This is a genomic window from Gilliamella sp. X-57 (assembly GCF_057063565.1).
In genome coordinates, this window is record NZ_JBXSQI010000003.1 from 43,210 (window position 1) to 56,322 (window position 13,113).

Below are 13,113 nucleotides of genomic sequence, written 5' to 3' on the forward strand. Positions count from 1 at the left end.
AATTAATAAAATGGGCAAAAGTAAACAATGGATCGTTATTATCAATTTTATTCAGTAAATTATCGGAAATATTCCGCTTTTTTTCTAATCTATTGGTCAATGATCGTAGTACAAGCAATTTTTTTATTTGTTTGTGTAGCCCTACAAACAATTCGTCCCTTCATTCTTTTCCTTTATTTTTACCTTTCTTATTTGTAATCTTGATTGGTATAATGTATCAAGCTACAGCAGAAAATTTTTTAGATAAGCATTTGGAAATATTTTATGATAAAGAAAAAATAACGATTGCATCATCTAAATTGGGTAAAAAAAATTTTTCGTTTTATCAAATGAAATTTTTTACTATTTATCGAAACAAAGGTGCTTTAGATTCTATTAGCTTTGCTTTAGATATTTAAGAGGTTGAGGGTGGAACAATAAATAAAATACGTTATATTAATCACAAATTTTCTTATTATGATGACGAGAAAAAGTAAAGTTATGACATTGCAAATAGCTTTATAATTAAAATAAGAAATGGTATTTTATTATGGCAATATGAGTTAATTAAAGATAAATATCATTCTAATCCTTCAAAAAGAATATATCGTTTGGTACAAGTTTATAAACGTAACTAATCAGATCATATTAAAAAAATATGTAGGAAAACGCCAAGTTGTTTTCACTTCGTGATTCAAATAATCCTCTAAAAGTTCATAAGGCGTTTTACTGGAAATCGCTGGGGCTTTTGTTTTTCCTCTTTTTTTAATCACTACATATTTGCTGATTATGCCAAATTTCCGTTAACGTACCTATCCCATCGTTTAGCAGGACAACCCAACAAATATCCTCCAATGATTGATATTGCATTTATTCAAAAGTTGAAGAACAATAGCAAAGCCTACACTCGTTGGGAGGTATCGCTTAGGTTTAACTATAAATCGGATGATAGAAAAAGGTGACAAATAAGGTTAGTACTTTGCACGAGAAAATTTGCCAATAACTAACACCTACCCAAAACACGCAAAAGCACCCGATAACAAATTGATTTCACTCAAAAACGCCAAATAAAAATTAAATAAAATCAACGTAATGATTAAATGGTTTTTGTAAGAAAAACACGCCAATTTTTATAACACTCAAAGATTAATATAGGCATTAATCCTTCGTCGGAATGAGCCGATAACAGAGAGAGGTTAGCACGCCAAACAGGGATGTTTAGCGTGGCTATGTTTATCAGGAAAGTTTTTTTAATTTTTTCAAGGCTTTTCAGCACCCCCCAAAATGAAACACTTTTATAACAACCGCTTAATAATTCTATCCACTTTTATTCGACTAAGTCGTTTTATTAATTTATGGACTTGGCTAGGATAAAATTGGCTCGCTTGGATTTGTTGAAAGTGCGTAACCAATGTGGTTTTTTGGCGTATAGTGTTAAGTTCTTGGCTAAATTTATTGCTTAATTCTTGTTTGGGATCGTGTATTAATATGCCGTTTTCCAGATCTAGCCGCCATGCTCGTGGGTTTAGGTTATTGCCAGTTATAAGCACCCATTTCTTATCTACCCAGATACCTTTTAGGTGATAGGTTTGGTTTTTATCTTTCCATAGGCGTATGATGAGTTGTTCCTTATCAATAAAAGGTTGAAGGCGCTCAATAAAGCTTCTTAAGTTGATTTCGTATAAGTACGGTAATCCACCCGATATATTAAAAGGTTTATCTGGTGGAATATAGAAGTCGTTGGCTTCTTTGTCGCCAATAATCAGTTCGACTTGTCGGCCTTTACGTAGCAGGCGAATGATGTCGCGTACTAAAATGCTTGGCAAATTAAAGTAAGGCGTACAAAAGGTGATTTTTTGCTCGGTTACATTAATGAGATGATGGATAATTTTATTTAATGCGTTATTGCGTCCAAGCCCCATAATTGGCGCAACTGACAAGGTTTGGTTATCAGTATTGGCATTGTATTGATAGCTAGCATCCATTAAATGCTGGCGTAGGGTTTTAATTTCTGATTTGATTTGTTTGCGGGTTTTGTGCGTACCCGTATTAAGCAGTTGCAGCGCTTGATATGGCAAAAAGTGGTCGTGAATAAACTGTACCATGCTGTCCGCTAATAATGGATTAGTAATAAAGTGGTAACGGTCATAACGGTATTTTTCACGTTTGTGCAAATAGACATTGTTAATGCTAGCACCGCTGTAAATGACAGTGTCGTCAATGATAAATCCTTTTAGATGCAGTACACCAAGTATTTCGCGTCGATTAACTGGCACGCCATAAATGGGAATGTCGATATCAGGGTGTTGCTGTTTTAGTTGGTAATAATAATTAGCGTTGGTATGGGCTTTGTCTTCGCCTATTCGGCCTCTTTGCGCACGGTGCCAGTCAACAAATATTTTGATATCTAAATTTGGGCGCTGTTGTTTTATTTGATACAGTTCGTTAAGAATTTCTTGCCCCGCTTCATCTTGCTCTAGGTAGAGCGCGACAATATAAATACGGTGCTGAGCTTTTTTTATACTTTCGATTAAAGCAAGTCGGTACGCTTTCGGATTAGCACATATGTGGTATTGCTTAGCATCTTGTTGAATTTTTGCTAATTCATCAAGGTACTTTCGGTGATTGTATTTTATAAATGGTATTCGCATGATTTATTTATCATTATAACTGGCTAGCTACGTGATGATTTTGTTTATCTATGTAACCCGAATAAGGCCAGCAAAATAATACTCCTTTTAAATTATGTGCATTTTTGGCTAAGTTGCTTTCGATTAAGTGGCTTTTTATTAGGCCTTTAGCAACGCGTTTATGCTCTTAATGCTTTATTACTGGATGATGATAAATGGTTTAAGATTGTTCATCAACCCATGTTTGAATTATTTTGTATGTTAATGCTAGAACTACAGGTCCAATAAATAGTCCCATTATGCCAAAGCCAAGTAGTCCCCCAATCACCCCAAATAATATGAGTAAAAATGGTAAATTGGCGCCTTTTTTTATTAAGTAAGCTCGCATTACACTATCTAAGGTGGTCAAGATAATTGCCACAACAATTAATACGATGCCCGCAACGGTGTTGCCCGCCCAAAATTGCCAAAGGATGCACCCAAGCATAACAACTACTGGACCAATTTGTGCCACACAGCAAATAAATAAGATTAGCGTTAGTACGCCCGATAACGGCATGCCGGTTAATATAAAACTTAATCCGCCAATTAAGGCTAAAGTGATGGCGGTAACCACAACGCCAAGTGCCACTGCACGTATGGATTGCCCTGCTAGGGTGACGGTGGTTTCGCCATATTGTTTTGATAGCCTATTGGCTAATAAATAGACGTATTTGGTGATGTTTTCACCTTTTAAAAAGAGCAATAGGCTAAAAATAATCATCACACCAGCATGAAAGATGAATATGCCAATATTGGTGGCTTGTTCAAGTAACCAGCCTATCATAGTGCCAACATAAGGCTGTATAGCTGTCACTAAATCGGTACCATCAGTTTGAATCAGGTTTAACCATTTTTGGTGTAGCTCGGAACCAAAGGCCGGTATGCTTTCAAGCCAGTCAAGGGTGGGTAGTTTTTGATGGGATAATGTTTTGGCCCATTCAATAAGATGGTGGCCATTTTGCGCTACCGAGCTAATAATTAATATAAAAGGTATAATGCAAACAAACGATAATATTAACGCCATTACTAAGAGTGATAACCAGCGTTTGTTAAATAGTTTTTGTTGAATTTTTATCATTAGTGGCCAAGTAGCGATGACCACCATCACCGCCCAGAAGAATCCGAATAAGAAAACTTCAATAACACGATAGGTAATAATGATTAGCAAGCCAATAATTAATAGGTTTAAAATCAGTTTGAGTAGATCGGTAGTGTTTTTTTCTGCTGGCATTTTTGTACCATATTTATTAATCTAGATTGCGTTATTATACGCATTATCATTCAAAATTAATATGATGGTGTTTATGATTAATTATTTAATGGAGATTTGAAATGAAAAAATTACTTTTATTGACATTATTAGGTGTGGCATTAACCGCATGTGCAAATTCCCCAAAAGTGAAGCCTGTTGCACAAAATGCTAATGATACAGCACCATTCCCCGCAGCTCAAGTTGGCTTTACGCGTTATGCTATCCATTTGCCTGCTATTGCTAATGAAAACGATACAAAAGTCGAAGTGATTATTGGTAAAGATATGAACGTTGATTGTAATTTTCATAATTTAGGTGGTGTAGTTAAGCAAGAAGAGCTTAAAGGTTGGGGGTATTCTTATTATGTTGTAGAAAAAACGGTTGGTAATATTTCAACCTTAATGGCTTGCCCTGAAGGTACTAATAAAAATCAATTTGTGACAATTAACCATAACTTAGGTTTATTTAATTATAACAGCAGTGTACCGTTAGTTTTTTATGTGCCAAATGATTTGCAAGTTAAATACCGCGTTTGGCAACCAAATGCTAAAATTATGCAAGCTAGCGCCGAATAATCTCGTTAATTATTGTTAATTGGCTATTACTTACCCCTTGAGTGGTTAAAATATAACCACTCAATACCTAAACTTCTAATATTTGATTTTTTAAGTGGACATCTTTTAAAAAAAAGGTATTTTATCCCTCGTAATGCAAGGTTAGCTCTACTCGTTCATTTATTTTATTAATGACTTGTGATTGCCTGATTACCTCGGTTTCGCTAGGCGATTATGATATTGGTTATTTATATCATTGTTATCATCGTCGATGGCAAAATTTGGGGGTCCGTTGTGTCTTTGCAATGGGCTTGTGTCTGACATGTAATATCCCTACAACTAGAGGAGAAGTGGTGAGCATGTTTACTCAACGTAAAACAATTCTTTCAATCGTGGCTGGTGTTTCACTAGCGTTATCTCAATCTGTTATTGCTAAAGATCGCGTCGTGCATTTTTACAATTGGGCTGGGCAAATCGGTTCTAATACTATTTCGGATTTTGAAAAGGCGACTGGCATCAAGCTTGTTTATGATGTGTATGATTCAAACGAAATCCTTGAAGGTAAATTAATGGCGGGCCATTCTGGTTTTGATGTGGTTTCTCCTTCTGATAGCTTTTTAGCTAAACAAATTAAATCAGATGTTTATTTACCATTAGACAAAAGGAAGTTACCGAATTGGAAAAATCTTGATCCAAATTTAATGAAGTTAATGGCAACCCATGATCCCGACAATAAATATGCCATCCCTTATGTGTGGATGACAACAGGTATCGGTTATAACATTGATAAAGTTAAAGAACGTTTGGGCGAAGACGCGCCAGTTGATAGTTGGGATTTAGTCTTTAAGCCTGAAAATATGGAAAAACTCAAAGATTGTGGTGTGGCATTTTTAGATGCGCCAACCGAAATTTTTGCGAGTGCACTTCGATATTTAGGTAAAGATCCAAACAGTACTGACGCTAAAGATTATACTGGTGCTGCTTATGAGTTGTTAGAAAAGGTGAGACCAAATATTCGTTACTTCCATTCTTCACAATATATTACCGATTTAGCAAATGGCGATATTTGTGTGATTTTAGGTTGGTCTGGCGATATTTTACAATCACGAGATAGAGCAAACGAAGCGAAAAATGGTGTGCATATTGGTTATCAAATTCCAAAAGAAGGCGCATTAGTCTTTTTTGATACCTTTGCGATTCCAAAAGATTCAGACAACCCTGGCGAAGCTCACGAGTTTTTAAATTTCGTGATGAAACCTGAAATTGCTGCACAAGTCACTAACGACGTGAACTTTGCTAGCGCTAATAAAGAAGCAAATGACAAATTTGTAAAACCAGAAGTGAAAAACGATCCAGCGGTTTATCCAAAACCAGAAGTGATGGAAAAATTATTCACTTTGCAAGTTAAAGATCCTAAACTTGAACGTGTAATTACCCGCACATGGACAAAACTCAAAACGGGTAAATAATCGATATTTTGTATATCGCATTAAAATGATAATTCTAGACGGATGGGCTATTGAGTCTTTCCGTCTCGTTTTTTTTGGCTTGTTGTTATGAGGAAAATAGAGTGAACAATAAAACAACAAATCAGGTACAGCCTAAAAAAAAGATGGTAACTCCGTTATTGGAGATTAAAAACTTAACCAAAGTTTTTAATGATGATTATTATGCCGTTGATGATGTCAATTTGACTATCTATACTGGTGAAATTTTTGCCTTATTAGGGGCATCGGGTAGTGGTAAATCTACGTTATTACGAATGCTCGCGGGTTTTGAACAGCCTACGTCAGGGCAAATCATTCTTGATGGTAAAGACTTATCGCAAGTCCCACCTTATGATCGTCCCATTAATATGATGTTCCAATCGTATGCTCTGTTTCCTCATATGTCGGTTGAGCAAAATATAGCCTTTGGTTTGAAGCAAGATAAATTAAATCATAACGAAATTAAACAACGCGTTGAAGAAATGCTAGCACTTGTGCATATGGAACAATTTGGCAAACGTAAACCACATCAGCTATCAGGTGGTCAACGCCAACGTGTGGCTTTAGCCAGAAGTTTAGCCAAACGTCCAAAATTATTGTTACTTGATGAGCCTATGGGGGCGCTTGATAAACAACTTCGTGATCGAATGCAACTTGAAGTGGTGAGCATTTTAGAAAAAGTGGGCGCAACGTGTGTGATGGTGACTCATGATCAAGAAGAGGCCATGACCATGGCGGGGCGCATTGCGATTATGAATAAAGGTCAATTTGTACAAATTGGTGAACCTGAGGAAATTTATGAACATCCAAATAGCCGTTATAGTGCCGAATTTATTGGTTCGGTAAATGTTTTTGACGGTATTTTGCAAGAGACACAAGAAGATGGTTTAATCATTAACTGTCCTATGATTAAGCGACCATTAAAAGTTGATTATGATTCGCCAGCAGTTGAAGGTGTACCGACTCAAGTCGCGCTGCGTCCAGAAAAAATTAAATTATGTGATGAAATCCCTGAAGATGCTTATAACGTTGCAACTGGTGAAATTGTCGAAATCGCTTATCTTGGAGATCTGTCGATTTATCACGTTAAATTACCAAGTGGGCAAATTATTATTGCGCAGCTACAAAATGAACATCGCTATCGCAAAGGCATGCCAACTTGGGGTGACATAGTTAACTTAAGTTGGGAAGTAGATAGTTGTGTTGTGCTTACTGAATAAACAAAAGAGGATATCATAATGCGATCCATTGTATTCGGATTGTTGTTAAATGCATTTGTGTTGCTCAATGTTTATTGGCGTTTTGCAACAACAGGGGCATTTGATAATTTATTTTTAGATGCGTTATTTACCGCAATGACATTGAGTTTTTTATTGTCATGCTTGGGGTTATATTTAGTAAATTATAAACCATCTAGGTTTGCTTATCGGCTGATTATTGCTGGTAGTATATTATTTGTTCCTGCGGGGCTTGTGGCAATCTATTTTGCTTATAAAAAAATGCAACAACAACGCTCAGAAGCCGATCTAATGACTCTTTATGGGCGGTTAATTGTTATTGCCATTCCTTATTTATGGATGCTTTTGCTCTTTTTATTGCCATTTTTAATTGTATTTAGAATTAGTTTTTCTGAAAAAATCTTTTCGATTCCGCCTTATACTGATTTGTTTAGTTTCGATGATGGGTTGCTAAATATTGCTTTGAACTTTGGTTATTATATTAACTTAGTTACTGATAATATTTATATTGAGTCTTATTTAGAATCATTAAAAATTGCGGCTATTTCAACCATATTATGTATTTTAATTGGTTATCCATTAGCATGGGCAATTTCAAAATGTAAACAATCTACACGTAATATTTTATTATTGTTGATTATTTTGCCGTCTTGGACGTCATTTTTAATTCGAGTTTATGCGTGGATCGGTATTTTAAATCAAGAAGGCTTGTTAAATCACTTTTTAATGTGGTTAGGGGTTATTGATCAGCCGCTGGTGATTATAAAGACTTATTTGGCAGTTTATATTGGTATTGTGTATTCTTATTTACCGTTTGTTGTGTTACCTATTTATACTTCATTAAGTAAAGTGGATTCGACGTTAATTGAAGCCGCATTAGATTTAGGTTGTAAGCCAATAAGGACCTTTTTCAAAATTATTGTGCCACTTACCAAAAATGGCATTATTGCAGGTGGTATGCTGGTGTTTATTCCGGCCGTTGGCGAATATGTAATACCTGAATTATTAGGACCATCTCAAAGTATTATGATTGGTACGCAAATTTGGACTATATTCTCTCGGGATACTGATTGGCCAGCAGCATCTGCTGTTGCGACAGTTATGTTGTTGATTTTAATAGTGCCAATTTACTATTTCAATAAGTTTCAAAGCCGACAAATGGAGGGTAAATAGATGAATGATTTACCTGTTATTTTGCGATCTTCTGTGATTGTATTTATCTCATTGCTATTGGGTTCGTTAGTACTATCGATACTGATTAGTTCGGCTGGGTTAAATCTGCTTAGCGATATGAGCTTATATGTTAACTGTTTGATTTTTAGTTTTATTGTGACAGTGATTGTGACATTATCGCTTATTTTTCGATGCCTTAAAGGACTTATTTTATTGGTGGTATTTTCTTTTTTATATATCCCAATGATTATTTTAATTGTTTATTCATTTAATAGTTCTCGCTTAGTTACGGTGTGGGCTGAATTTTCAACTAAATGGTACTTTGAGCTAATGCATAATGAAGAGCTATTTAAAGCTGTTGGCCTGAGTTTAGCAATTGCCGCATGTGCAGCAACTTTTGCAACAATTTTAGGTACGCTTGCTTCTTATGCTGTTGTTCGCTTTAAACGATTTAAAGGGGCAAATCTGTTTTCATTTATGACAACAGCACCGCTTGTTATGCCTGATATTATTACAGGATTGGCATTATTGCTTTTATTTGTCGGTATGGGACAAATTCTTGGGTGGCCAAAAGACCGTGGCGCAATTACTATTTGGATGGCGCATACGACCTTTTGCATGGCTTATGTGACAGTGGTGATTAGTGCAAGGCTCCGTGAACTTGATAAATCAATTGAAGAAGCCGCTTTAGATTTAGGTGCTAATCCATTGAAAGTGTTCTTTATTATTACATTGCCAATGATTGCACCGGCATTAGTTTCTGGTTGGTTATTAGCCTTTACTTTGTCTCTTGATGATGTGGTGATTGCTAATTTCGTAACAGGGCCGGGAGCAATGACATTACCGAAGTTGATCTTTTCAAAAGTGAAATTAGGCGTCGATCCGCAAGTTAATGCGCTTGCAACTATTATTTTATTGATAGTTGGTATTATCGGGTTTATTTCATGGTTATGGATGCGTCAAGCTGAACGACGTCGAATAAATGAAACTCGTATGCATTAATACACACCACACTTTCTATTATTGCCGCGCTTTGCGGCAATATTTCGTTTTAAAATCTCCGTGTTTTTTTTATCATTTTGTATTATAGTGTGACTTGTCAATCTTTTTGGCAAAATTCTCAGGGCGGGGTGTAAGTCCCCACCGGTGGTATAGCCCACGAGCGCTTAATTTGTTTTGTTAACTGTGGTGATTTTTTTATTGTTCAGTTAATTTTGACGGGTTAAGGTCAAGCAGATTTGGTGAAATTCCAAAGCCGACAGTTAAAGTCTGGATAAAAGAGAGTTGCTTATCTTTCCAATATTTGCTGAAAGGCAAAACCATGCTAGTCGAGCACTGCCCTGATTCTGGTATTTTATTTATTTGTACTTAATTAATTTAATGACTAAATAGATTATCGTTAAATGGTTGAACGGTTATTTAGAGTTGATTAAGTAAATAATGAAATGAGCAAGTGAAAATATATAGGTATTTACCATGAATCAGTTTAATTTAAATGAGTTTGGAACCCCCATCGAACGTGTCAAAAAAGCGATCGCATCAATTCAAGCCGGTCAAGGTGTGCTGGTTTTAGACGATGAAGACCGTGAAAACGAAGGCGATATTATTTGGGCTGCCGAGTCTATTACTAGCCAGCAAATGGCGCTGACGATTCGTTACGGGAGTGGCATTGTTTGTTTATGTTTGCCACAAAAACGTTGTGATGAGTTACATTTGCCAATGATGGTGGCAAATAATACCAGCAAAAACAATACAGCATTTACTATTTCGATTGAAGCTGCTAATGGAGTTACAACTGGTGTATCAGCTGCTGATCGCGTTACAACTATTAAGGCTGCGGTGAATGACAATGCTAAGCCGAGCGATCTTAATCATCCTGGGCATGTGTTTCCTTTAGTTGCTAAAGAAGGTGGTGTACTAGTTCGTCGAGGTCATACTGAAGCGTCGATTGATTTAGTGACATTAGCAGGTTTAAAACCTGCCGCAGTTCTGTGTGAGTTAACCAACGATGATGGTACTATGGCAAGAGCACCAGAAGTGGTTATGTTTGCTAAACAATATCATATGCCTGTTGTGACCATTGAAGATATTGTTGAGTATCGTAAATCGTTAGCAGTGTAGTAATAAAAAAGTGACTTTAAATAATTGTTTAAAATCATAGTAATATTAAAATATTGTTTGCTATTTATGTCATTTTCCGCCGAAAGTATCGGCGGATAGGAGTTGAAATCAACCAAGTACTTTTAATGCACAGGCTTTTGTTATTTTAACGCCGTTTTCTAATGCTGAAGTATCGAACTTCATTTCTGGGTGATGTAATCCTGGGGTTAAATCAGCACCTAATCCCCAAAAGCCAGCTTTGACATCGCGTTGACATGGATAGTTGAAAAAATCTTCTCCACCTGGAGTAAAAATTGGATCTTTTAAACCCGCTTTTCCAAGTACATCAACAATTGCTTCGGCAATAATTTGGGTGACATCGTTATCAATTTCAGCAGCTGGGATCTCTTTAGTGACATTAATATCCACTTTCGCACCGATAGATTCGGCACTGAGTTTTATTGCATTTAGAGTTTTGGCTTTGAGTTCATTCATAGCTGGGTTTGTTGAGGTTCTTAGATCCCAACATACATACGCTTCAGATGGAATGGCATTAGTTACTCCTGCATCACAAATGCAACGTGTTGCTTTGACGCTATAAGTTAAACTTGGTGCAAGGTGAATGGTGTTAACCGCCTGAATGGCGAGTGCTGCTGCATCAAGCGCATTAATGCCTAAATGTGGGCGAGCACCATGCGCAGGTATTCCATGAATATTGGCTTCAACGGTAGTGGATGCCGAATAGTACATTGCTGCTGAGGCAAAGCCTTTAGGACATTCATCTTTAGGGCGTAAATGTAAGCCGATAATCATGTCAACATCGTCAATAACGCCACCTTCAATCATGGCTAAAGCGCCTGAACCAAGCTCTTCAGCTGGTTGGAAGATCAGTTTTAATCGTCCTTTTTTGATGTTGTTTTCTTTTATTAGTTCTTGTGCCGCAGTTAATAATATTGATGAGTGGCCGTCATGACCACATGTGTGCCTTGCACAATGCTTACCATCAATGATATGACCCAATGCATCCATATCAGCCCGTAAAGCAAGTACTGGACCTAGTTTTCCGCTATCATATTGGGCTACAATCCCAGTTGTATTATTAATATTACGGCTTACCTTATAACCGACTTGTTCAAGCTGCTGTGCAATATATGCCGATGTTTTGTGTTCTTCAAATCCCAATTCAGGAATTTGATGTAAATATTGATAATGTTCTAATACATTAGACATTGAGATCTCCTCGATCAAGCAATAAATCGCATAATAATCATTGCAATAAGTGCATTAAAAATACTGGTTAACATAAGCAACGGCCAGTATTTTTTAGGTACATCGGCAACGCCTAATAATCGCCCCATATATTGCAATTGTGAGCCCATCAAGAAAATAGCCGGAGTAAGAATGGTTATTGCTGTTGTATTGAGTGTGCCGCTAGTAAATAAGTTAACGGCAACACCAGTCCCCGCTGATGCTGATAACCATGCGGTCAATAGTACGGTAATGGCTTCGCCAGGTAAGCCAAAAATTTCCATGACTGGTGCACAATAAGTTCCAATTAATTGCATTATACCTAAACGTTTTAAAATTTCGGTGATAACAAATGCCATTAAGATGTTTGGCATTAAATTGTTAATGGCGATATTGAATCCTTTGCGTGCACCAATAACAAAAATATCTAAAGGATTATTTGTTTGTTTTTGTGAATTACTCATTGATAAAATCCTTTTTATAAATTGAATTTAATACCAAGCGGACCAGTATGGCGCCAACAAATTTAAGCACTAACATAATAACAAGAGGAATAAAAATTGCCACAGTCATTGAGGCAAATAATGCTGAACCAATCGAAAAGTAGTTATTGATTAAACCTGCACCAGAATATTGCCAAGCACTAATAATGATCAAATCTTTTTTGGTAATTTGCTTTTCGTCATATAACTCTTTGGTTAATACCGCACCTGCATCAGTGCTTTGTAGATCGGTAATTAGTGCAAGTCCTGTTTTGCCTGGAACGCCTAAAATTGGTTTTAATAATGGCGTTAACAATTTGTGTGCTGCACGGATTGTGCCGTAATGGGTAAAGATCTCTAACACACCTAACGCTAACATAACTGTTGGTATAAGAGATAAAGCAAAAATAAATCCAGCTCTTGCACTGTTACCCCCTTCGCCTACAAAGGTGTTTTTTTCGGGATGGAGCATGGTGCCAAATTTACCACTTAAGCTAGTAAAATCAAATGCGCCTAACCATTCTTTACCTTCTACATTAAAAAACAAGCCTGAAAAAAACAAAATTGCTACTACTAGTGACACGTAAGCTTTTATACCTACTTTAAATTCATTATCTGAGTTTTTTGACATGCTATCTTCCCTTTATTTTATTATGTTTAACTTTTTGATATATCCTATAATTAGCGATACTTAATAAGCGCGAAAAGCGTTTAATCTATTTTTCAGTCAAAAAATAGTCTAAAAGTGCTATTTTAGCATTCTATAACAATTTTAAATAAAATCGAAAAGTATAACTATTTTTATTTTTTTCTAATAATTCATCTATTTTTTTTATATCTTGCTAAAAAGATACGATGCGATAATATATTGGAGTTAGTAAGCCAACTTGTATAATATGTAAAATATTGAATTATACTATTTGGTCCT

The 13,113-nt window shown here is 36.1% G+C and carries 12 protein-coding genes and 1 riboswitch; of the genes, 7 read left to right on the forward strand and 5 right to left on the reverse strand.

The features are described from left to right. The first annotated feature begins 212 nt into the window (after positions 1-212). The gene (locus tag ACYIAL_RS02280; protein WP_483750856.1) at positions 213-398 is read left to right on the forward strand and encodes a hypothetical protein; all 186 of its coding nucleotides are present in this window, start codon (positions 213-215) and stop codon (positions 396-398) included. 876 nt (positions 399-1,274) lie between these two features. Here ACYIAL_RS02280 and pssA read toward each other — a convergent pair. Both pssA and ydiK read right to left on the reverse strand, forming a co-directional pair. Continuing rightward, positions 1,275-2,630, reverse strand: a complete 1,356-nt coding sequence (pssA, locus tag ACYIAL_RS02285; protein WP_483750857.1) for a CDP-diacylglycerol--serine O-phosphatidyltransferase — start codon at positions 2,628-2,630, stop codon at positions 1,275-1,277. Between the two features lie 199 nt (positions 2,631-2,829). Next, positions 2,830-3,882 (reverse strand): AI-2E family transporter YdiK, encoded by a 1,053-nt coding sequence (ydiK, locus tag ACYIAL_RS02290; protein WP_483747593.1) that lies wholly within the window; start codon positions 3,880-3,882, stop codon positions 2,830-2,832. A gap of 101 nt (positions 3,883-3,983) precedes the next feature. On the opposite strand from ydiK, the gene eco reads away from it, so the two are divergent. The 6 genes from eco (at position 3,984) to ribB (ending at position 10,476) form a co-directional block, all read left to right on the forward strand. Then, a complete protein-coding gene (gene eco / locus ACYIAL_RS02295; protein ID WP_174796100.1) occupies positions 3,984-4,478 on the forward strand; it encodes a serine protease inhibitor ecotin in 495 nt (164 codons plus the stop codon). Positions 4,479-4,816: 338 nt separating this feature from the next. Continuing rightward, the gene (locus ACYIAL_RS02300) at positions 4,817-5,926 is read left to right on the forward strand and encodes an extracellular solute-binding protein (protein ID WP_174796101.1); all 1,110 of its coding nucleotides are present in this window, start codon (positions 4,817-4,819) and stop codon (positions 5,924-5,926) included. A gap of 101 nt (positions 5,927-6,027) precedes the next feature. Next, on the forward strand, positions 6,028-7,164 hold the full coding sequence (potG, locus tag ACYIAL_RS02305) for a putrescine ABC transporter ATP-binding subunit PotG (RefSeq protein ID WP_483747594.1): 1,137 nt from the start codon (positions 6,028-6,030) through the stop codon (positions 7,162-7,164). Between the two features lie 279 nt (positions 7,165-7,443). Beyond that, a complete protein-coding gene (locus tag ACYIAL_RS02310; protein WP_174796154.1) occupies positions 7,444-8,355 on the forward strand; it encodes an ABC transporter permease subunit in 912 nt (303 codons plus the stop codon). Beyond that, positions 8,356-9,357: an ABC transporter permease subunit gene (locus ACYIAL_RS02315; protein WP_202984917.1), complete on the forward strand. Its 1,002-nt coding sequence runs from the start codon at positions 8,356-8,358 to the stop codon at positions 9,355-9,357. A 110-nt stretch (positions 9,358-9,467) separates the two neighbouring features. Continuing rightward, a riboswitch (FMN riboswitch) is annotated at positions 9,468-9,644 on the forward strand. Between the two features lie 187 nt (positions 9,645-9,831). Next, complete coding sequence (gene ribB, locus ACYIAL_RS02320; protein ID WP_483750858.1) at positions 9,832-10,476, forward strand: 3,4-dihydroxy-2-butanone-4-phosphate synthase; 645 nt, start codon at positions 9,832-9,834, stop codon at positions 10,474-10,476. Positions 10,477-10,584: 108 nt separating this feature from the next. On the opposite strand, the gene ACYIAL_RS02325 is transcribed toward ribB, so the two are convergent. The 3 genes from ACYIAL_RS02325 to ACYIAL_RS02335 are packed head-to-tail and all read right to left on the reverse strand — an operon-like array spanning position 10,585 to position 12,816. Next, entirely contained in the window at positions 10,585-11,685 is a 1,101-nt protein-coding gene (locus ACYIAL_RS02325; RefSeq protein ID WP_174796103.1) for an amidohydrolase, read from the reverse strand. A 14-nt stretch (positions 11,686-11,699) separates the two neighbouring features. Then, entirely contained in the window at positions 11,700-12,167 is a 468-nt protein-coding gene (locus ACYIAL_RS02330) for a YjiG family protein (RefSeq protein WP_065639207.1), read from the reverse strand. Next, the gene (locus ACYIAL_RS02335; protein WP_174796104.1) at positions 12,160-12,816 is read right to left on the reverse strand and encodes a nucleoside recognition domain-containing protein; all 657 of its coding nucleotides are present in this window, start codon (positions 12,814-12,816) and stop codon (positions 12,160-12,162) included. Before ACYIAL_RS02335 ends, ACYIAL_RS02330 begins: the two co-directional genes overlap by 8 nt. Positions 12,817-13,113: the final 297 nt, after the last annotated feature.

What these genes read in the sequence shown, in the direction of transcription:
- ACYIAL_RS02280 (WP_483750856.1), top strand. Translation starts at nt 213, where the DNA reads ATGTATCAAGCTACAGCAGAAAATTTTTTAGATAAGCATTTGGAAATA.
- pssA (WP_483750857.1), bottom strand. Translation starts at nt 2,630, where the DNA reads ATGCGAATACCATTTATAAAATACAATCACCGAAAGTACCTTGATGAA.
- ydiK (WP_483747593.1), bottom strand. Translation starts at nt 3,882, where the DNA reads ATGCCAGCAGAAAAAAACACTACCGATCTACTCAAACTGATTTTAAAC.
- eco (WP_174796100.1), top strand. Translation starts at nt 3,984, where the DNA reads ATGAAAAAATTACTTTTATTGACATTATTAGGTGTGGCATTAACCGCA.
- ACYIAL_RS02300 (WP_174796101.1), top strand. Translation starts at nt 4,817, where the DNA reads ATGTTTACTCAACGTAAAACAATTCTTTCAATCGTGGCTGGTGTTTCA.
- ACYIAL_RS02310 (WP_174796154.1), top strand. Translation starts at nt 7,444, where the DNA reads ATGCAACAACAACGCTCAGAAGCCGATCTAATGACTCTTTATGGGCGG.
- ACYIAL_RS02315 (WP_202984917.1), top strand. Translation starts at nt 8,356, where the DNA reads ATGAATGATTTACCTGTTATTTTGCGATCTTCTGTGATTGTATTTATC.
- ribB (WP_483750858.1), top strand. Translation starts at nt 9,832, where the DNA reads ATGAATCAGTTTAATTTAAATGAGTTTGGAACCCCCATCGAACGTGTC.
- ACYIAL_RS02325 (WP_174796103.1), bottom strand. Translation starts at nt 11,685, where the DNA reads ATGTCTAATGTATTAGAACATTATCAATATTTACATCAAATTCCTGAA.
- ACYIAL_RS02330 (WP_065639207.1), bottom strand. Translation starts at nt 12,167, where the DNA reads ATGAGTAATTCACAAAAACAAACAAATAATCCTTTAGATATTTTTGTT.
- ACYIAL_RS02335 (WP_174796104.1), bottom strand. Translation starts at nt 12,816, where the DNA reads ATGTCAAAAAACTCAGATAATGAATTTAAAGTAGGTATAAAAGCTTAC.